17 protein-coding genes are annotated in these 20,366 nt (G+C 66.2%); 11 read left to right on the top strand and 6 right to left on the bottom strand.

Going from position 1 to position 20,366, the window contains the following annotated elements:
* Positions 1-9 precede the first annotated feature (9 nt).
* Complete coding sequence (locus FHT19_RS17865; RefSeq protein ID WP_169477551.1) at positions 10-1,380, top strand: phospholipid carrier-dependent glycosyltransferase; 1,371 nt, start codon at positions 10-12, stop codon at positions 1,378-1,380.
* Positions 1,381-1,464: 84 nt separating this feature from the next.
* Here FHT19_RS17865 and FHT19_RS17860 read toward each other — a convergent pair whose 3' ends face one another.
* Positions 1,465-2,841, bottom strand: a complete 1,377-nt coding sequence (locus FHT19_RS17860; protein WP_169476152.1) for a formimidoylglutamate deiminase — start codon at positions 2,839-2,841, stop codon at positions 1,465-1,467.
* A gap of 62 nt (positions 2,842-2,903) precedes the next feature.
* Between FHT19_RS17860 and hutI the strand changes: the two genes are divergently transcribed.
* From hutI to hutU, 4 genes are read left to right on the top strand one after another with little or no spacing between them, the layout of a single operon-like run.
* Positions 2,904-4,103, top strand: a complete 1,200-nt coding sequence (hutI, locus tag FHT19_RS17855; RefSeq protein ID WP_169476150.1) for an imidazolonepropionase — start codon at positions 2,904-2,906, stop codon at positions 4,101-4,103.
* The gene (gene hutH / locus FHT19_RS17850) at positions 4,100-5,629 is read left to right on the top strand and encodes a histidine ammonia-lyase (protein ID WP_169476148.1); all 1,530 of its coding nucleotides are present in this window, start codon (positions 4,100-4,102) and stop codon (positions 5,627-5,629) included. The genes hutI and hutH overlap by 4 nt, the downstream gene beginning before the upstream one ends.
* Complete coding sequence (hutG, locus tag FHT19_RS17845) at positions 5,629-6,423, top strand: N-formylglutamate deformylase (RefSeq protein ID WP_169476146.1); 795 nt, start codon at positions 5,629-5,631, stop codon at positions 6,421-6,423. The genes hutH and hutG overlap by 1 nt, the downstream gene beginning before the upstream one ends.
* Before the next feature lie 2 nt (positions 6,424-6,425).
* Positions 6,426-8,093, top strand: coding sequence for a urocanate hydratase (hutU, locus tag FHT19_RS17840; protein ID WP_169476144.1), 1,668 nt, complete (start codon positions 6,426-6,428; stop codon positions 8,091-8,093).
* Between the two features lie 175 nt (positions 8,094-8,268).
* Here the strand turns inward: hutU and FHT19_RS17835 are convergent, their stop codons facing one another.
* The 3 genes from FHT19_RS17835 to FHT19_RS17825 form a co-directional block, all read right to left on the bottom strand.
* Positions 8,269-8,907 carry a hypothetical protein gene (locus tag FHT19_RS17835; RefSeq protein ID WP_169476142.1) on the bottom strand — a complete coding sequence of 213 codons (639 nt, stop codon included), beginning with the start codon at positions 8,905-8,907 and terminating at the stop codon, positions 8,269-8,271.
* A gap of 59 nt (positions 8,908-8,966) precedes the next feature.
* Positions 8,967-9,347, bottom strand: a complete 381-nt coding sequence (locus FHT19_RS17830) for a YbjQ family protein (protein WP_248290535.1) — start codon at positions 9,345-9,347, stop codon at positions 8,967-8,969.
* Positions 9,348-9,521: 174 nt separating this feature from the next.
* Entirely contained in the window at positions 9,522-10,151 is a 630-nt protein-coding gene (locus FHT19_RS17825; RefSeq protein WP_248290534.1) for a polysaccharide biosynthesis/export family protein, read from the bottom strand.
* A 491-nt stretch (positions 10,152-10,642) separates the two neighbouring features.
* Between FHT19_RS17825 and FHT19_RS17820 the strand changes: the two genes are divergently transcribed.
* The 4 genes from FHT19_RS17820 (at position 10,643) to FHT19_RS17805 (ending at position 16,669) form a co-directional block, all read left to right on the top strand.
* A complete protein-coding gene (locus tag FHT19_RS17820; RefSeq protein ID WP_169476141.1) occupies positions 10,643-12,838 on the top strand; it encodes a polysaccharide biosynthesis tyrosine autokinase in 2,196 nt (731 codons plus the stop codon).
* Positions 12,831-14,282, top strand: a complete 1,452-nt coding sequence (locus tag FHT19_RS17815; protein WP_348981802.1) for a glycosyltransferase — start codon at positions 12,831-12,833, stop codon at positions 14,280-14,282. The genes FHT19_RS17820 and FHT19_RS17815 overlap by 8 nt, the downstream gene beginning before the upstream one ends.
* A gap of 88 nt (positions 14,283-14,370) precedes the next feature.
* Positions 14,371-15,117: an acyltransferase gene (locus FHT19_RS17810; protein ID WP_169476139.1), complete on the top strand. Its 747-nt coding sequence runs from the start codon at positions 14,371-14,373 to the stop codon at positions 15,115-15,117.
* A gap of 43 nt (positions 15,118-15,160) precedes the next feature.
* Positions 15,161-16,669 (top strand): hypothetical protein, encoded by a 1,509-nt coding sequence (locus FHT19_RS17805; protein WP_169476137.1) that lies wholly within the window; start codon positions 15,161-15,163, stop codon positions 16,667-16,669.
* Positions 16,670-16,868: 199 nt separating this feature from the next.
* On the opposite strand, the gene FHT19_RS17800 is transcribed toward FHT19_RS17805, so the two are convergent.
* A complete protein-coding gene (locus tag FHT19_RS17800; protein ID WP_169476136.1) occupies positions 16,869-17,126 on the bottom strand; it encodes a hypothetical protein in 258 nt (85 codons plus the stop codon).
* 188 nt (positions 17,127-17,314) lie between these two features.
* On the opposite strand from FHT19_RS17800, the gene FHT19_RS17795 reads away from it, so the two are divergent.
* Together FHT19_RS17795 and FHT19_RS17790 are read left to right on the top strand one after the other, a co-directional pair.
* Positions 17,315-17,752, top strand: coding sequence for a hypothetical protein (locus FHT19_RS17795; protein ID WP_169476134.1), 438 nt, complete (start codon positions 17,315-17,317; stop codon positions 17,750-17,752).
* A 37-nt stretch (positions 17,753-17,789) separates the two neighbouring features.
* A protein-coding gene (locus tag FHT19_RS17790; RefSeq protein WP_169476132.1) for an IS5 family transposase occupies positions 17,790-18,565 on the top strand; the annotation gives its coding sequence in 2 pieces (ribosomal slippage) (positions 17,790-18,102 and positions 18,102-18,565; 777 coding nt in all).
* 111 nt (positions 18,566-18,676) lie between these two features.
* On the opposite strand, the gene FHT19_RS17785 is transcribed toward FHT19_RS17790, so the two are convergent.
* A complete protein-coding gene (locus FHT19_RS17785) occupies positions 18,677-18,949 on the bottom strand; it encodes a hypothetical protein (protein WP_169476130.1) in 273 nt (90 codons plus the stop codon).
* Positions 18,950-20,366 lie beyond the last annotated feature (1,417 nt).

Genomic DNA, 20,366 nt, shown 5'->3' with positions numbered 1-20,366 from the left:
GTGATCGCCATGGATCGCGCGCGCACGATTGCCCTGGTGGCCGTGCTGGGGGTGGCGGCCGCGCTGCTTCTGCCGCGCCTCGGCGCCGTGCGCGCGCCGATCTGGGACGAAGCCTATTACCTGCCCGCCATCGCGCGCCTGCACGAGGGGCGCATCCAGTTCGCTTCGCATCCTCCGCTCGGGCTGATGCTACCGGCCGGTGGAGACTGGCTGGCAGGCGGCAATGCCCAAGCCGAATGGCGGATCATCGCCGCCACCCGCAGCGCGCGGGCAGAGATGATGCCCGATCCGTTCGACTATGCCGGGTCGCGCCTGGCCAGCGCAGCGGGCGCCGTTCTCGCCGCGGGGCTGCTGTTCCTGCTGCTGGCAGCGCTCACGGGCCACACGGGCCTGTCGCTTGCCCTCGCGCTGGTCTTTGCCGGCGACCCGGCCATCGTGGCGCAAACCCGCGCGGCGCAGCTCGATGGCTTGCAACTGCCGCTCTTCCTGGCCGCGCTGCTGTGCCTGGTACGCGGGCTGGCACCGGGCGCCAGCGCCGGGTGGAGCGCCGGCTTTGGCGGGTTGCTGATGGCGGCGGCGCTGGTGCGGGCCAATGCCCTGGCCCTGGCCCCGCTGGGCCTGTTCCTGGCGTTTTGCCCCAAACAAAGCCTTGGCATGGCAGGCGCGCGGCTCGTGGCGGGCGTGACGGCGGCTTTGGCCGTGCTGGCGCTGACCCTGGCCACGATGCTGGCGATCGCACCCCTTCCGCCCGACAAGGGCACGCCCGCCGGAGCGATCGACGCGCGCCATGCCAGCATCACCTATGCCACGCTGCCCGCACCGCGCGCGATCATCACCTATGGCACGGATTACGCCGCGTTCATGCGCGATGACTTGGCCGGCATGGCGCGCCGCGACGCCAACGCCACCCATCCCTGGCAATGGCTGCTGGGCATGGGCGCCACCACCTATCGCTGGGATGCGCGCGGCAACAGCCTGCGCGCGATCGGCGTGGTGCCCAATATGCCGGGCTGGATCATGGCGCTGGCCGGCGTGATCCTGGCGCTTGGCAATCTGCTGGCCCGTCGCGCCGCGCCGGCGACGGTGGCGCTATTATGCGGCTGGGTCTTGGCGATGGGCAGCCTGGTCTGGCTCGACGGGCAGCGCGTCATGTACACGTACCACTATTTCCTGCCGCTGGTCGTGGGCCATGCCCTGCTCGCCGCTGCGTGGCACGAGCGCGGTTGGCCGGCGCGGCGGCTCTATCCCGCGGTGGCCATCGCACTCGCCTATGGCCTGGCGGCCATGCCGATGGCGCTCGCCCTGCCGGTGCCGCGCGAATATTGCCAGGTATTCCTATCCGATTGTGGTCCGGCCCCACAGCCGTCGATGCGCCCCTGACCGCCCATGGATCGGCAACGTTCGCCCGGTTGGCTGCTGTGGTTCCTGTTCGCCTTTGTGCTGCTGGCGCTCTCGGGCGGGGTGCTATCGCGCCATTAGATCGGCGATCGTCGCGCGATAACGCGCGGCAATGGCATCGCGCGCATGATGGCGGCCGTCCCGCACCACGTGCCGGCCGCCGCGCCACACCCCGTCGATCGCGGCAGTGCCACCGGCAAAGATCCAGGCGTCGATCGCGCTCGCCGGGCCGTGGCCCGCCAGCGCCGGATGCGCAGGATCGAGGCTGACCAGATCGGCCACTTGCCCCACGGCCAGCGCGGAGGATGCAGCCTGGCCCAACGCCTGTGCGCCGCCCGCCAGGCTCGCGCCCAAGAGCGTTTCACCGGTGCTTGCGCCCGGGCCTGACGCCAGCACGGCACGCCCGCGACGAGCCAGGCGCTGGCCATATTCCAGCAGGCGCAGTTCCTCGGCCGCATCGATCCGCACGTTGGAATCGCTGCCCACGCCGATGCGCCCGCCTGCGGCCAGGAAGGCGCCGGCCGGAAACAGGCCGTCGCCCAGGTTCGCCTCGGTAATCGGGCATAGCCCCGCCACGGCGCCGCTGGACGCCAGGGCCAGCGTTTCGGCCGGCGTCATGTGGGTGGCGTGGACCAGGCACCATTGGGCATCGACCGCTGCATGGTCGAGCAGCCATTCCACCGGGCGCTGCCCGCTCCACGCCAGGCAGTCCTCCACTTCCTTGACTTGCTCGGCAATGTGAATGTGGATCGGCGCACCGTGCGCCAGGGCGGGCACTTGCGCCAGCTGGGCGGGCGCCACCGCGCGCATGCTGTGTGGTGCCACGCCCACCACCGCATCGGGCAGCGCGGCGGCTTGGCGGCGCGTGGCGTCGAGCAGGCGCGCAAACTGGTCCACGTCGTTGATAAAGCGCGCCTGCCCCGCTCCCGGCGCCTGCCCGCCAAAGCCGCTGTGCGCATAAAGCACCGGCAGCAGCGTCAGGCCGATGCCGGTTTCCTGCGCGGCGGCCACCACGGCCGCGCCCATCTGCGCCGGATCGGCAAAGGGGCGCCCGGCCGCATCGTGGTGCAGGTAATGGAACTCGCCCACGCGGGTGAAACCGGACTCCAGCATTTCCACCTGCGCCTGCGCCGCAATGGCCAAGAGATCATCGGGCGTGATCTGGCCGACAAAGCGGTACATTGCCTCGCGCCAGGTCCAGAAACTGTCGGCGCCCGGTCCGCGCCGCTCCGCCAGGCCGGCCATCGCGCGCTGGAACGCATGGCTGTGCAGGTTGGGCAGGCCGGGCAGCGCCCAGCCGTGCCGCTCTTCGCCCGGTCGTGGCACCGCATCGGGTTCGATGGCGACAATGCGGCCATCGGCCAGGATCAGCCGCACATCGCGCGCCCAGCCGGCAGGCAGCCACGCCGCATCGAACAACAGGCTTTCAGAATCCGCTTGCATCGCCAGGCTCCTTGCCCGATTATGTATATACATTATTGCTCCCCCGGCAAGGACCAAGCGCCATGCAGTGCGACACGATCTGGACCAATGCACGCCTCGCCACCATGGCCGGGCCGGCGCTGGGCATGATCGAAAATGGCGTGGTGGCCGCGCGCAATGGCATGATCACCTATGCCGGGCCGGCTGCGGCAGCCCCCACGTTCCAGGCGGCCCAAACCGTCGATTGCCAGGGCCGCTGGATCACGCCCGGCCTGATCGACGCGCACACCCACCTGGTCTTTGCCGGCAACCGGTCGGACGAATGGGAAGCGCGCCTGGCCGGCGCCACCTATCAGGACATTGCCCGCGCCGGCGGTGGGATCATGGCCACGGTGCGCGCTACGCGCGGCGCCAGTGTCGATGGTCTGGTGGCGCAGGCCCTGCCCCGCCTCGATGCCCTGCTTGCGCAAGGCGTCACCACGATCGAGATCAAGTCGGGCTATGGCCTGACGCTCGATGCCGAACGCACGATGCTGCGTGCCGCGCGCATGCTGGGCATGGTGCGCCCGGTTCATGTCGTTACCACGTTCCTGGGCGCGCATGCCCTGCCGCCCGAATGGGCCGGGGATGCGGACGGCTATATCGCGCAACTTTCCGATCATTGGCTGCCCACGCTGGCGGGCGAAGGGCTGATCGATGCGGTCGATGCCTTTTGCGAAGGCATCGCCTTCTCGCCTCAGCAAGTCGATCGCCTGTTCCACGCCGCCCGCGCCCTGGACCTGCCGGTGCGCCTGCATGCCGAACAGCTATCCAACCTGGGTGGAGCGGCCCTGGCGGCCGGGCATGGGGCGCTCTGCGCCGATCATCTCGAACACCTTGATGACGCTGGCGTTGCCGCCATGGCCAAGAGCGGCACCGTGGCCATGCTGCTGCCCGGCGCGTTCTATTTCATGCGCGAAACCATGAAGCCGCCGATCGCCGCCTTGCGCGCGGCCGGCGTGCCCATGGCGATCGCCACCGATTGCAACCCGGGCACATCGCCGCTCACCGCGCTGCTGCTGGCGATGAACATGGGTGCCACGCTGTTTGGGCTGACAGTGGAAGAATGCCTGATGGGCGCCACCGTCCATGCCGCCCGCGCGCTCGGCCTTGCCGGCACCGTTGGCCAGCTCTTGCCCGGCCAGCGGGCAGACCTGGCGATCTGGAATATCGCGCGCCCCGCCGATCTTGTTCACGGGATGGGCGCCGCGCCGCTCCATGCCCGCATCTGGAGTGGAAAATGAGCCCTATCGTCCTCACCCCCGGCGCCGCCACGCTGGCCGATTGGCGCGCGATTCATGCCGGCGCCGATGTGGCGCTGCATGACGCGGCCTGGCCGGCGATCGCCGCCAGCGCGGCCGCCGTGGCGCGCATCCTGGCGAAGGGTGAGGCGGTCTATGGCATCAACACCGGCTTCGGCAAACTGGCCAGCGTGCGTATCGCCGATCACGATCTCGCTGCCCTGCAACGCAATATCGTGCTCAGCCACGCCGCCGGCACCGGCACGCCCTCGCCCGTGCCCGTGGTGCGGCTGATGATGGCGCTCAAGCTTGCCAGCCTGGCCCAGGGCGCCTCGGGCGTGCGCGAAGAGACGGTGCGCCTGCTCGAAGCCATGCTGGCGCGTGGGCTGGTGCCGGTGGTGCCGTGCCAAGGCTCGGTGGGCGCCAGCGGCGATCTGGCGCCCCTGGCGCACATGACCGCGACGATGCTGGGCGTGGGCGACGTCTTTGTGAACGGCGTGGCCGCTCCGGCGGCGCAGGCGCTGGCCGATCACGGGCTGGAACCGATTGCGCTTGGCCCCAAGGAAGGCCTGGCCCTGCTCAACGGCACGCAGTTTTCCACCGCCAATGCCCTCGCCGGCCTGTTCGCCGCCGAGCGCCTGCTCGCCACCGGCCTGGTAACAGGCGCGCTCTCCACTGAGGCTGCGCGCGGCACCGATACGCCATTCGACCACCGCATCCACGCCTTGCGCGGACACGGCGGCCAGATCGAAACCGCCGCTGCCCTGCGCGCGCTGATGGCCGGCAGCGCGATCCGCGCCAGCCACGCCGTGGACGATCCGCGCGTGCAGGACCCCTATTGCCTGCGCTGCCAGCCGCAAGTGATGGGCGCCGCGCTCGATATTCTGCGCCAGGCTGCGCGCACGCTGGAAATCGAAGCCAATGGCGTGACTGACAACCCGCTGATTTTCCCCGAGGCGGATGAAGCCCTCTCGGGCGGCAATTTCCATGCCGAGCCGGTGGCCTTTGCAGCCGACATGATCGCGCTGGCCCTGGCCGAAATCGGCTCTCTTTCCGAACGGCGCCTCGCCATGCTGGTCGATCCTGCGCTGTCGGGCCTGCCCGCATTCCTCACCCCGCTGCCCGGCCTCCATTCGGGCTTCATGATCCCGCAAGTGACCGCCGCCGCGCTGGTTTCGGAAAACAAGCAGCGCGCTGCGCCATGCAGCGTCGATTCCATTCCCACCTCGGCCAACCAGGAAGACCACGTCTCCATGGCGGCGCATGGCGCGCGCCGCCTGCTCGACATGGCAGGCAATCTCGACGCGATCCTTGGCCTGGAACTGCTCGCCGCCGTGCAGGGCATCGAATTTCATGCCCCATTGCGGTCGAGCGACGCGCTCGAAGCCGTACGCGCCATGCTGCGCGCGGCGGTGCCGCCACTGGTGGAAGACCGCCACTTCGCGCCCGACATCGCCCTGGCGCGCGGCCTGGTGGAAAGCGGCGCCGTGCTGGCGGCCTGCCCGCACGACCTGCCGGTGCTAGGCTGATGGACTGGCTGAAGATCCATCGCGGCAATGCGCCGCTGGTGGTCGCCTTTCCCCACGGCGGCACCGATCTGGCCGGTTGCACGTTCGCTTCGGACTGGCTGGCCCGGCGCGACACCGACTGGTGGATCGAAGATGTCTATGCTTTCGCACGCGATCTTGGCGCAACACTCGTTGCCACGCGCGTGTCGCGCAGCGTGATCGACGCCAACCGCGATCCTTCGGGCGCCTCGCTCTATCCCGGCATGGCCACCACCGGCCTGTGCCCGGAAACGACCTTCGACGGCGAACCGCTGATCCCCGCCCCGCTCGACGAAGCCGAGATCGCCCGCCGCCGGGAAACCTGGCACGCGCCCTACCACGCCGCACTGTCCGCAGAAATGGAACGGCTTCGTTCCATTCATGGGCAAGTCGTTGTCTATGATGCCCATTCGATCCGCAGCCACGTGCCGCGCCTCTTCGATGGGACACTGCCGCTGTTCAACATCGGCACCAACGATGGGCGATCCTGCGCCCCCGAACTGGAGCGCGCAGTGGCCGCAGTCTGCGCCGCCAGCGGGGAAAGCCACGTGGTCAACGGCCGCTTCAAGGGCGGTTGGACCACGCGCCACCACGGCGCGCCCGACGCGGGCATCCATGCCGTGCAGATGGAACTGGCGATGCGCGGCTATCTGGCCGAACCTGTTGAACCCACGCCCGAAAACTGGCCACCCCGGCCCGATCCGGCGCGCCTTGCCCACCTGCAACCGATCCTCAAGCGCGTGCTGCACGCCTGCCTTGCCTTTGCCGGAGAATGACGATGACCCGTATCGACAACAGCCGCGTGATCCGCCCCGCCACTGGCACCGAACTGACCGCCAAATCCTGGCTCACCGAAGCGCCCCTGCGCATGTTGATGAACAACCTGCACCCCGATGTGGCGGAAAACCCGCAGGAACTGGTGGTCTATGGCGGGATCGGCCGCGCCGCGCGCGACTGGGAAAGCTATGACAAGATCGTGGAAACCCTGCGCCGGCTGGAAAGCGACCAGACGCTGCTGGTGCAATCGGGCAAGCCGGTGGGCGTGTTCCGCACCCATGCCGATGCGCCGCGCGTGCTGATCGCCAATTCCAACCTGGTGCCGCAATGGGCCAATTGGGAGCATTTCAACGAGTTGGATCGCAAGGGCCTGGCCATGTACGGCCAGATGACCGCCGGATCGTGGATTTATATCGGCACGCAGGGGATCGTGCAGGGCACCTATGAAACCTTCGTGGAAATGGGGCGCCAGCACCATGGCGGCGATCTTTCCGGCAAGTGGCTGCTGACGGCGGGCTTGGGCGGCATGGGCGGCGCGCAGCCGCTCGCTGCCGTGATGGCTGGCGCATCGTGCCTGGCCATCGAATGCCAGCGCAGCCGCATCGAAATGCGCCTGCGCACCGGATACCTCGACCACGCCGCCGAAACGCTGGACGAAGCCATGGCGATCATTCGCCAGTCCTGCGCCGAAAGGAAGCCTGTGTCGGTAGGCCTGCTCGGCAATGCCGCGGAAATTCTGCCGCAAATGCTGGAAGCCGGCATCCTGCCCGACCTGCTCACCGACCAGACCAGCGCGCACGATCCGATCAACGGCTATCTGCCCGCCGGCTGGACGGTGGCCGAATGGATCGAAAAGCGCGAGCGCGACCCCCAGGCCGTGGCCCGTGCGGCCCGGGCCAGCATGGCCACCCATGTGCGCGCCATGCTGGGGTTCCAGGCGCGCGGCGTGCCGACCACGGACTATGGCAACAATATCCGCCAGGTCGCGCTGGACGAAGGGGTTGGAAACGCGTTCGATTTCCCCGGTTTCGTGCCGGCCTACATCCGCCCGCTGTTCTGCCGAGGCATCGGCCCGTTCCGCTGGGCGGCGCTCTCGGGCGATCCCGAAGACATCTACAAGACCGACCAGAAAGTGAAGGAACTGCTGCCCGATAACGCCCACCTGCATAACTGGCTGGACATGGCGCGCGAGCGCATTCACTTCCAGGGCCTGCCGGCGCGGATCTGCTGGGTGGGCCTGGGCGACCGCCACCGCCTTGGCCTCGCGTTCAACGAAATGGTGGCCAGCGGCGAATTGAAAGCCCCGGTGGTGATCGGGCGTGACCATCTCGACAGTGGCTCGGTCGCCAGCCCCAACCGCGAGACCGAAGCGATGCGAGACGGATCGGATGCGGTGTCCGACTGGCCGCTGCTCAACGCCCTACTCAACTGCGCCAGCGGCGCGACCTGGGTTTCGCTGCACCATGGCGGCGGCGTGGGCATGGGCTATTCGCAGCATTCAGGCATGGTGATCGTGGCCGACGGCACGCCCGAAGCAGCCCGCCGCCTGGAACGCGTGCTGTGGAACGACCCAGCCACCGGCGTGATGCGCCATGCCGACGCCGGCTACCCCATCGCGCAGGACTGCGCCCGCGAAAAGGGTCTGGACCTGCCGGGTATCCTGGGCTGAACGCCAAGGGCAAGCTTTTGCGCCGCGCAAAGGCTTGCCCGCAGATCGGCGTGGTTGGCATCTCGATCGGCCTTGGAGCATGATCACGTTTCGTTGAAACGCCCTCGTGCTCCAAATTTTTGTGTTCGCGCGATTTTTTTACAGAAAACCGGTTCCCACTTTTTGTCATCGCGCTTTAGTGCGCCGCCGCCGGTTGGGCAGCCGGCACGTTTGCCGCCGCCGGCTCTGGCGGAAAACTCCGGGCAACGGTTCCGATGAAGATATCACCGGCCCGCAGGCGCGCGCTGTCTCCTTGCGCCAGCAGGCCAAAGACCCCAAAGCCGACAACGGCCATGAGCACGCCGCCGGCGTTGCCATCGCCCTTGCGGGCAATCTTGCCCTCCAGCGGCACACGGCCAGTTGGCATGTCGAGATAAAGCAGTTGCGCGCCGAGCCGGCCGCTTTTGCCGGCGGCGCCATTGGCCTGCTGCGTCACCACTTCGCCCCAGGCGAGCGTGCCGACAGGAACGACCGTGACCCCGTCGAGCACGATCGCTTCGTTGACGCGCAGCTTGAAACGGTCGCCAGCATGTGCGGTGCGGCTCGTCACCTCGTTCAGCAGCATGAGCTGCAATGGCGTTCCCACCGCAAGGCCCGGCACCAACGCCGCGTTTGCACCCGGTGACGGCACCGCCGTGGCGGGCGGTGATTGCCCCGCATTGGCCGCCGAGGCCGCAGGAGCAGATTCGTTTGCCGCCGCAGCCGCCGGTACTGCCCCGGCCTGCGCCGCGACAGCGTCCCTGCCCGCCGCCTGGTCAATACCCGTCATTGCCATGACGCCGGCGCAAACCAGCGTCATGGCCGTGCGGCATTGCGCCGCAGCCGTGCGAAAGGTCACTGCGCGGGGGGCGGGGCAGGCTGCGCAGGCGCAGCTTCGCCAGGCGCGAGAAACTTGACCGCCACGCCCGACGCGCTGACCGAGCCCCAGCTGAACGCAGTCATGTGCGGATCGCCATAGGTGGCCTTGACCACCGCATCGGCGCCCAGCTTCTGCGCCCGTTCCCACAGCTCGCGATAGACCTTGCCCTGGCTGGGCGCCTTGCTGAACACGGTGGCCTTGCGCACGCCGGCCTTCACCTCACCCAGCACCTTGTAAGGGCGATCGGTGATATCATAGGGAAAAACCGGCACGCCGAATTCGGCGTTGGCCGCCACCTTGGCATCGGCAGCCTTGGCGTCGACAGCCGGTTCTGCGGCATGCGCCGGCGTCACCATCAAAAACCCGGCAAGCATCATCGCCTTGCACGAAACACCCCGTCCCGACATCATATCCCCCGTCGTTTTTCGGCCTTCTCTCGGCCGCGCCGGGCACGATAAAGGCGGCATATGTTTCGTCAAGTTTCCAAAACTTTCAATTTGCAGCCATTTTGGCCGTCTCACGCAATCGGCTCAGAAATAGCGCTCGCCCACGCGGATCGTGTCTCCCGGCAGCACGGCAACGGGGGTGCCGCCGCGCAGCAAGATGCTGCGTTCGCCGCCCGATGTTTGCCGGCGCAGGAACGCGGTCTTTTCATTGGCGCGATAGGTGAAGCCGCCCGCCTTGGCGATGGCCTGGTCGACAGTGAGGCCCGAGGCGTAGGGGTACTCGCCCGGCTTGTTCACTTCGCCCAGGATGTAGAACGGGCGGTAGTTGAGCACTTCGACGCTGACACGCGGATCGTTGACATAGGCGCCCGACAGGCGGCCCGTGATCTCGTGCGTGACGTCCTCGATCGTGCGGTTGCCCGCCTGCACCATGCCGATCAACGGAAAGGCCACGGCGCCGGTTGAGGTGACGTTGTATTCCCCCGTCAGCGTGGGTTCGTTGAACACCGTGATGCGCAGCTTGTCTCCCGCGCCGACGCGATAACCGGCAAGGCCGGCGGCCTGGTCTGCCACGGACAGCGGCTGGGCCGGGGCACCCGCGCAACCGGGCAGCGCCAGGGCAAGTGCGAGAGCGGTGGCCAGTGCGGCGGCGGGGCGAAAGCGCCGGGCCTGTGGCCCGTGGCGCGGCTGGCCAAGATTGATCTGGGGAATCACGTTACACCCTCCGTGTGCGTTCGTTTCCCTGTTGTTCTATGCCGGGGCGGCGTGAAGACAATGGAGCGGGCCGGGATGAAGGCTCCGACTTGGAGGCATTCCGGAGCGATCCGAATCGACCCAAGGGCGTCAGCGAAGGGCTCGCCCAGGCGGGCACGGCGCCATCCGACGCCCTGCGCATGGGCCCGGTACATGCGGGCAATCCCTACGCAATTTTCCGGTGGCATACGGTAATTTACCGATAGCTGACCCGCAGCACCCACCCGTCCCTGCCCCGCCCCTTGCACCCCCCGTCGGCCCCGTACGGGCAAGGCCGCGAGGCGCCTTGCTGCGGGCCGTGCTATTGCTCCGCTGCGGATATGCTTGGCCTTCCTTGCGCGGGCGAACGGCCACAGGCTGAGGTCATACCGGGAACGGGCAACGGCTGATGGGGCAGAAATGCCGCCCTTGCCTGCCTGCCGGGTGGAAACCTTGACTGGCCGAAGGGGGCAATGGTGAACACCGCAATCGACTTTTATCGCGCGCCAGCCGGCATCATGCCGGCAACGCCGGCCGAGCCGCGCGCCAACAGCGCGGCAGCGACCGATCGTATCGATCTCAGGCGTCTTCTCGCCATGTTCCGCCGGCGCATCGGCGTGTTCCTGGGGGTTTTGCTGGGTGTGCTGGCGATCGGCATGGTGATCACCGCGCTGCAACCGCGCACCTACCAGGCCCGCGCCGAAGTCACGCTGAACAGCAAGCTGCAGCCCGTTGCCCCCACCAGCACCAACGACCGCGCCGATCAGCCTGCGATCCCCAGCGAAAGCTTTGTGGACACGCAAGTGTCGGTCATCACTTCGGAAACCAACACCGCCGCGGTGGCCGATGCCCTGGGCCTGGCGCGCGACCCGCGCTTTGCGCCCGAGGCCGGCAACGCCGCGGGCAAGGCCGGCACCGCGCAGCAAAGTTCGCGGGAGGCAGCGATCCGCTACCTGAGCAAGAACGTGACGGCGCAACGCATCGGCACCACCTATGGCATCGCGATCACGTTCGACAGCCGCGATCCGCAAGAGGCGGCACGCATCGCCAATGCCTTTGCTGAGCAATACACGCTGGGCGCGCTGGAGAACAAGCGCAGCGGTGCGCGCGAAACCACCTCGGTGATCGCCAACCGGCTGGAACAGCTGCGCCAGCAGGCCCTGGCCGACAGCGCCGCCGTGCAGCGTTATCGCATTGCCCACAACCTGCTGAGCACCACGCAAGGCACGCTGACCGAGCAGGAAATCTCTTCCTACAACCAGGAAGTGACGGCAGCCCGCGCGCAGGCCAGCGAAGACGCCGCGCGGCTGGAAGCGGCGCAGCGACAGTTGCAGGCCGGCGGCAGCGGCGGCGTGGGCGAAGCCTCGCTTTCCCCCGTGATTGGCCAGATGCGCGCGCAGCAAGCCGGGCTGGCGGGTGAATTTGCCGCGCTTTCCTCGCGCTATGGCCCGCAACACCCGGATGTGCTGCGCGCCAGGGCCCAGCTTGAGGCGGTGAACCGCCAGATCGCGGCCGAAACGCAACGCGTGCTGGCCAGCCTGGAAGCCAAGGCCCGCGTTTCGCAGCAGCGCCTGTCTTCGCTGGCGGGATCGCTCAATGCCTCGCGCGGCATGCTGGAACAGAACAACGCCGCGATGGTGGGGCTCAACGACCTCGAAAAGCGGGCGGAAACCTCCAACGCGCTCTATGAAAGCTATCTCAACCGCTACAAGGAATTGACCGCGCGCGAAGGCACCGAGCAGGCCGACGCCGACATGCTGCACCGGGCAGACGTGCCCCGCAATCCGAGCAGCCCGCATGTGTTGATCAACGCAGTGCTGGCCCTGGCACTGGGCACGGGCCTTGGCATTGCCACGGCGTTCCTGACCGAAATGACCTTCACCGGCCTGACCACCGGCGAAGACATCGAGGAACGCCTGGGCGTGCGCTATCTTTGCGCCATTCCCACGCTGCAATCGGTGGCCAAGCGCGGCGAGCGCGTACCGGCAAGCGCCTTGCTGGAAGACCCACGCTCGGTCTTTGCCGAAAGTTTCCGTTCGCTGCGCGCCTCGATCGCGATGAACACCACCGAAGCGCGGATCATCGCCATCACCTCGGCGCTGCCCGAAGAAGGCAAGACCACCACGTCGATCTGCCTGGCCCGATCAATGGCGGCAGCGGGCGATCGCATCCTGCTGATCGATGGTGACCTGCGGCGCCAGGGCGTAAGCCGTTTCCTGCGCGGCGGCGAAGGGCGGCCGGGCCTGATGGAAGTGCTGCATGGCACGGCCTCGCTCGATGACGCCATGGTCATCGATCCGGCCACCGGTCTTTCGATCCTGCCGCTTTCGGCCGAAAACACCGACCGATCCGAACTGATGACCGGCGAGGAAATGGACCGCCTGCTGGCCACGGCGCGCGAACGGTTCGACGCCGTGATCATCGATACCGCGCCGGTCCTGCCGATTGCCGATGCGCGGCTTTTGCTGGGCAAGGCCGATGCCTCGGTCTTCGTGGTGCGCTGGCGCAAGACGCCGGAACAGGCGTTGCGTGCGGCCCTGCGCCTGCTGCCGATCGACCGGGTGCAACTGGCCGGCGTTGCGATGACGCGGGTGGACATGCGCAAGCAGCCGCGCTTCGACTATGGCGAGACCGCATTCTACCGCAGCTATGAGAGCTACTATGCCTGAGCGGCGCCGCCCGTCCCCCGGCCGGGTGCCTGGCCCGGCCGCGCCTGCCCTCGCGGAAAGCCGGGCCATGGCCCCGGCGGCAGAGGAGGTTGGCAGCGCTACACCCGGCGAAAACGGTGCACCGGCCGCAGTGGCAGTGGATGAACAGGTTATCGCCCTGCCCCTGCCGGCCGCGCTGCCCCTGTTCGAACCGTTGGCCGACCACCCCGCCGCACTGGCACCGATGCGGACAAGATCCCGGCCGGCGACCAGCCGGCTGGCGCAGGACCAGGGTTCGGCAACCGCCGGCGCGCGTGCGATGGGTCGGCTGGCACCGCCCGCGGCGGCGCCCAGCGCCGATCCGCGCGGCCGCTTTGCCCGCGTGGCCATCGTGCATTACTGGCTGGTGACGATGCGCGGCGGCGAGCGCGTGCTGGAACGGCTGCTGCGCCTGTTCCCCCAGGCCGATATCTTCACCCATGTCTACGATCCGGCCGCAATGTCGGACACGATCCGCCGCCACAAGGTGACCACCAGTTTCATCCAGCGCCTGCCGGGCGCGCGGCGGCACTATCAAAGCTATCTGCCGCTCATGCCCATGGCGCTCGAACAACTGGACCTGCGCGGATATGACTTGGTGATCAGCAGCGAAAGCGGGCCGGCCAAGGGCGTTATCACGGCGCCCGATGCCTTGCATCTGAGCTATGTCCATTCGCCGATGCGCTATCTGTGGGACCACTACCACGATTATCGCGACGCGGCCGGGATGGTGAGCCGGGCGGTCATGCCGCTGCTGTGCCATCGCCTGCGCGCCTGGGATGTGAGTTCGGCCGCGCGGGTGGATCGCATCCTGGCCAATTCGCACTTCGTCCAGCGGCGCATTGCCAAGGCCTGGCGCCGCGAAGCCGACGTGCTGCATCCCCCCGTCGAGGTCGACCTGTTCGGCGCTTCTGCGCAATTCGGCGCCAACGCGGTGGGCCCGGCCTGGCTGTGGGTGGGGCAAATGGTGCCCTACAAGCGGCCCGACCTGGCGATCGATGCGTTCAATGCGCTGGGGCTGCCGCTGGTGATGGTGGGCGATGGGCCGATGGCCGCTGCCATGCGACGCCGCGCCGGGCCCAATATCACGATCCTGCCACGGCTGGATTTCAATGCCTTGCGCCGCGCCTATGCCCAGTGCCGCGCGCTGGTGTTCCCGGCCGAAGAAGACTTCGGGATCGTGCCGGTGGAAGTGATCGCATCGGGACGGCCGGTGCTGGCCTATGCCGGCGGCGGCGCGCTCGACAGCGTGACGCAGGACGTTTCAGGGCAGTTCTTTGCCAGCCAGAGCGTGGAATCGTTGATTGCCGGGGTGGAAGCGATGGAGGCCTGGCTGCCCCATTTCGATCCAGCCGCGGCCATGGCCGATGTCCGTCGCTTTGCGCCTGACCGCTTCGACGATGGCCTGCTCGCCGCGCTGGAATGACACCTTGATCGCACCCATGGCGCGCGGTGCCCTTCCGGCACAGGGCGGCCGCACCTTGTTCTTGCCACGTTCAATCCAGGGGATGCCCATGGCCACCACCATTGCCCAGCCCATACCCGCCGAACCGCCAGTTGCGCCACGCGATGGCGCCGTTTCCCCCGCGCTGCCGCTTGGCACCCCCGATGCGCGAGAGCTGGAAAGCGTTTCTGGTGAAGCAGCTTGGGCCAGTGCGGGACTTGTGGCGAGCGCGGCAACGGGCGGCCGCATCGCGCGGCTGACCCGGGCGATCCAGCCGGGCAATCGGCTGGCCACGCTGGCCGCCCGCCTGGCGCTGCGCTTGCGCGGAACCCGGCCGGGGCCGCGCTTTTTCGTGCATGGCCGGCGCCCGCGCTTTGTGGGCCAGGGCCGGATCAGTATCGGCGCGCGCGTCAACTTGCGCTGCGATGTGGCGCCGGTGCGGATCGAGGTGGCGCGCGGCGCCAGGGTGACCCTGGCTGACCGTGCCTTTCTCAACACTGGCGTCCAGGTGATCTGCCACAGCGCAATCGAGATCGGGCCACATTGCCGGATCGGCCCGGATTGCGTGCTGTGCGACACGAACCACCACCCCGTCCACGAAGGCAGCGCGGTGCGCGTGGCGCCGATCCGGCTGGGACGCAACGTGTGGCTGGGGCGCGGCGTGATCGTGCTGCCTGGCGTCACGATCGGCGATCATGCCGTGGTGGCCGCCGGATCGGTGGTGGCGAGCGACATTCCCGCCGGCCAGGTGTGGCGCGGCAATCCGGCCAGCTTCGTCAAGGCCGTGCGCTGCTCGGCCGATTTCGTGCGGCCATGATGCCAGGCCGGTTCTCTTCCGTTTCGTTGGTGCGGAGCCCAAGATGATTTTGACCTTCATCGGCGCGATCCAGGTGCTGTTTGGCCTGGGCCTGTTCCTGGCCGGTTCGATCGAGGCGATGTTCGCCTTCCTGCTGGTTTCGGCGCTGTTCGGCGGATCGGCGGCGATCGTGTTGCCGATGCTGGGCGGGTCGTCGATCCCGCCGGTGCAGTTTGCGCTGGCGTTCATGGCGCTGCGCCTGCTGGTGCCCGGCGCGGGACACGGGGCGGCGGTGGGCCAGGCGGCGCGGGCCAATATCTGGCTGGCCACTTTCATTCTCTATGGCGCGGCGCTGGCTTTCATCGGCCCGCGCCTGTTTGCCGGGCAGATCGACGTGACGCCGATGCGTGGCAAAGTGGAAGCGCGCTATATCTCCATGCGATCCTACATCTATTCCACCCGCCCCTTGGGCTTTTCCACGCAGAATATCACCACCACGGTCTATCTCGTGGGCACATTGCTGACCGCGATGGCCGCCCACGTGGTGTGCAGCGGCGAGCGCGGGCGGCGCGTGTTCGTGCGCACCATGGCGATTGCCGGGCTGGTCCATGCCATAATCGGCTTTGTCAGCGTGGTGGCCAAGGGCACGCCGGTGGACACCGTGCTCGCCCTGTTCCGCAACGGCTCCTATGCCCAGTTGGACCACAGCTATCGCGGGTTCGTGCGCATGGCGGGGCTTTGGCCCGAGGCTTCGGGCTTTGCCTGGTTCGGCATCAACTGGTTCGTGTTCCTGTTCGAATGCTGGATGCGCCGCGTGGACACGCGCTATACCGGGCCGGCGGCGTTCCTGCTGGCAGCAGCGCTGCTGTGCAGCACGGCGACCACAGCCTATGTCGGCCTTGGCCTCTACGCCGCGATGGTCCTGGCGCGCAGTTTGCTCTTGCCCGGCGCCATGCCGGCCGATCGCGCGTTGATCATTGCTGGCGCGGGGCTGGCGATGGTGGTGCTGATCACCGGCATGATGATCGCCCACCCGGCGCTGGTGAACGAGGCGACCGATCTCTTGCGCCACATGACAGTGGATAAGGGCCAATCGCTTTCAGGCGAGCAGCGTGGCTTCTGGGCTTGGCAGGGGTGGCACGCCTTTGTCGAAACCCATGGCATCGGGATCGGGCCCGGCAGCTTCCGCTCCTCCAGCCTGGCCACCGCCATCCTGGGTTGCACCGGTCTGATCGGGGCGACGGCGATGATCGTGCACCTGGTCAGCGCGTTCAAGCCGACGCGGCTTTCGACGTACGTGCCCTCGCCCGACCAAGCCCTGTCCACCGGGGCCGCCTGTGCCTGGGCGGCGGTGATCGACGCCCTGGTGGCCTCGCTCTCTTCCCCCACGTGCGATCCGGGCACCGATTTTGCCATCCTGACCGGCGCCGCCCTGGCCCTGCGCCCGATCGTGCCCCGCCTCACGCCCTGGCGCGGGCCGGTGCGCCAGTTGCCGCCCTTGCAGCTTTCGCCCGCCATGGCGCTGGCCTCGGCCATGCCCGGGCCTGCGTTCTCTACCCAGCCGGCAGAGTAGTGGGGGGTGGCCATTTCCAGTCACTCGCTATCAATGGCGATTGTGCTCTAATTCCGGACGTTCCTGCAGCACGAAGCCGACAACGAAACGGCGCCTTCGTTCATCTCGGAGTGGGAGCCTGGTAACAACTAATTTCCCTGCGACCATTCACACTGTTGGCCGGCCGAAAGTGATGAAGAGCTGTCATAGACGGGATGATTCAGAAGTGTCGGTGGCGGACCTTAAGGCCGGTTGATTTTGCCCATTTCGCGATGCACCTGATTGGCTTCTGCGGGCGGCGCCGGTCGTTGCTTAAGATCAGACCAGTGAAGTGTTCTTCGATGATCACGCCGTCGCCTCCGGGACCTGGGCCATCAACATTGAAGACAAGTCCACAGCGCTTGTGAGCCCGCTGGAAATCTGCCCACCAAATGGGGCGGGGAGAAGCGGTGGAAAGGGCTATCAGCAGCAATAGCATCGCGTCATAATCACTGGATAACAGGATGTCCGCAAGTGGGCGCAAACTGCCAATTTGACCATCGCCAAGTCCTCCGCCACGATCGCCTTCAGGACGGCGGTTTAGGCCGTGAACCCATAAATCTGGGATGCTAGATTAGCAGCGGCCACCGTGTGGACAGGCATGCCCTTCGAGCGCAAAGTGCAGGCATGAAGAAGCTGGCTGCAATCTATGAACGCAAGGGGCAACTGTTTGTGACGGCGTCGCACAAGACGGCGGCGGGTTTTTGGATCGACGATGAGCAAGTGGCTAGCCTCAGCCAGCCTTCGCATGATGAGTTGGGTCGCGCCATCGAACAGGCTTTGGCTCGCTCACAGGAAGGCGTCCCGACGCCGCCGCCCGATGCACGCATTGGCAAGCCATTGCTGGCGGCCGCCGGCGTTCGTTCGTGGGCCACGTTCATGAAATTGTCCAAGCATGTCAGTGTCGTGAGCGACGGGAGTTTGCTCAAAGTCACCCCCTATCGCAATTTGGGTAGCAAAGAGGGCTTTGAGCCGGAGCCGGATATAGCGGTTCCATCTGCTAATTCGGCCTCGGCTTTGGGGCAGATGGTTGCAAACCTGCTCAGCCGAGCGGCATTGGCTTGAACTTTCTTATTCCGTCAAAATCTGATTCAGGCTTGGCATGAGCCGATATGACCTGACCGACTTCGAGTGGCGCGTGATCGAACCGCTGTTACCGAATAAGCCCCGAGGTGTGCCGCGTGTCGATGACCGCCGCGTGCTGAACGGCATCTTCTGGGTGTTGCGGTCCGGCGCGCCTTGGCGCGATCTGCCCGAGCGCTATGGCCCGCACACTACCTGCTACAACCGCTTTGTAAGATGGCGGAAAGCAGGAGTGTGGGATCGGATGATGGACGCCATTACCGCCGCCCACGACGGCGAAATTCAGATGATCGACAGCACATCTATCCGGGCGCACCAGCACGCTGCGACGGCAAAAAGGGGGATCCAGATCATTGTCTCGGTCGCTCCAGAGGTGGACTCACAACCAAAATCCACGCGGTCGTCGACGGGCAAGGCCTTCCGATCCGGCTGAGCCTGACCGCAGGACAAAGCCATGACGGCCAAGCTGCCGACCATCTGCTCAACCATGTCGGTGCCGGAACAATCGTGCTGGCGGACAAGGCCTACGATGCTGATCGCATCCGGGCGTCACTGCGTGAGAAGGGAGCGTTTGCCAACATCCCGCCCAAGGCCAATCGAAGGTCAAAACCGTACTTCAGCACGTGGCTGTACCGCGAGCGGAACCTGATCGAGCGCTTCTTCTCCAAGCTGAAGCACTTCAGCCGTGTCGCAACGCGCTATGACAAGTTGGCAGAAAACTTCCTTGCCATGGTCCAACTGGCCTCAATGCGGCTGTGGCTCCGTGTTTATGAGTCTACGGCCCAGGCCTCGTAGCTGCAGCGTCGGAAGCCGCCATAGGTTCAGCCGGTCAAAATTGGCAACCAACGACCGGTTTCAAGGCATGACGCAGGCACAATGGTGGTCAGAAATGAGGGGGTGCGGACGTTATGCTCTCGGCGCTTTTGTCGAGCATTCTACCCCAAACATCCACCAGCCAGCTGCAACAGTGTACACGGCCGCAGGGAGCATCATGCCGCTGCGCCAATCGTTGGATGTGTCTAGCGCGGACATGTACCATGGGAAGGCCAAGATCAGGGCGGGCAGGATCAACAATGTGCATGCAGCAAAGGCCAATGCTGCATGCTTTCCTCGCAACTTATCGATGATGCCGAGTGACAACACAGAAACGATGGCGCTTGGCATTGCAAATGGCGTCATCAGAAGTGTCAAGCTGGGAATTATTGCAAGATCAGGCCAGCGCAGATGCCCATGTATCGCAATGGCGCGATCGCCAATCACCAGAACGCTACCGATGCAACTGTAAGCAAATGCGCCCAACAAAGCACACGAAAGGCTTCGCCCTATAAAAGTCCGGCCCTGTAGCAATCGAGGCTTCATTCGGAAGGAGTATATTGCAAACTGTACATCCGCAATAGCACCGTGTCCGGTAAGCTCGGTTTTTGCGAGGGGATGGAGATAGCCACCATCAGCGTCCCGACGGCACGCTCGGATGATTGTCGCCCTTATAGCCGCCTTTCGCGGCCCGTGCCGGCGCCGTCCAAAGCGGACATGGGTTCAATGGGCTCCCCACGACCGGATTGAAAGCCCTGCAGCGGCGCCCAGAATGGCAAAGCTGGCGGGTTAGCGGATGTCACACATAACTGCCGGTATCTCCTCGATCGAAATCAGCCGAACGACGTCTAGTTCGGCCCCTGACGCAAAAAGATGACCAGATCCGATACCCATTAACGGGGCCAATCCAAGGTCCGCCGATATCTTTCGGCGGCCAATGAACTCGATTCGGTAAGCGGTGACAGGCCACACTCCGTTTTCGCTGACGAACTTTCCCGCCCGAGTGCGGCTCGCCAAATTCAAGGCCTGCCAGATTTTTGACCCAGGAATGGGATAGAAGGCAAGCCAAGGGGCTCGCAGAAATTTACGCGTACAAGCCTGGTCGAGAGTTTTACCTTCGAAAAATCTTGAACCTTCGAAGAGGTTAACCCAAGTTCCCTCTGTTGTTCGCGGCCTCTCAACCCATGCAATTGTACCGGCCCAAGTACAGATAGCCAAAGCGGCACCGACGAATAAGCGAACGACAGTCGACTGGAACACGACTGGTTTATAGCGCAGCGGCAACCTTTCGCCAATGCGCCATGACTGGATAGGCAGATTATCACGCCGTGATGGCGATAGCTGCCGCCGACACGCTGGTTTTACGGGTTGGTGATTGCCAGTTCAAGCACCGACCGGTCTGTCACCAGGGCCACTCCGAAGCGGCCATTGACGGCCCCTGATGAGAGCGTCGGAAGCAGGCCTACATTCATGATCTAGAGGAGCGCGCGGAATGGCGAGTTTCAACGCTGCTGACCGCGAGCATAATGAGTAACAAATCCAAAACACTCTATTCGCACTGCCATTCCTATTTGGCCGAACGTTTCAATGATCGCCTCCAGAACGCGCGGCCAAGGCAATCGCGAGAGAAGTTCCACCGATCAGCAGGACCAGGAAAGCCTGGACAAACCAGGCGGCGGGGGGGGGGGGGGGGGGGGGCGGGGGGGGGGGGGGGGGTTTGTTTGAAGGCCGCACGCCCGCGCGGGGGGGCCGGCACCCCCCCAACAAAAGAATAAGCGAAGGC

This window comes from Novosphingobium sp. SG919 (assembly GCF_012932495.1).
Lineage (GTDB): Bacteria > Pseudomonadota > Alphaproteobacteria > Sphingomonadales > Sphingomonadaceae > Novosphingobium > Novosphingobium rhizosphaerae.
This window is presented reverse-complemented; position numbering and strand designations above follow the sequence as displayed.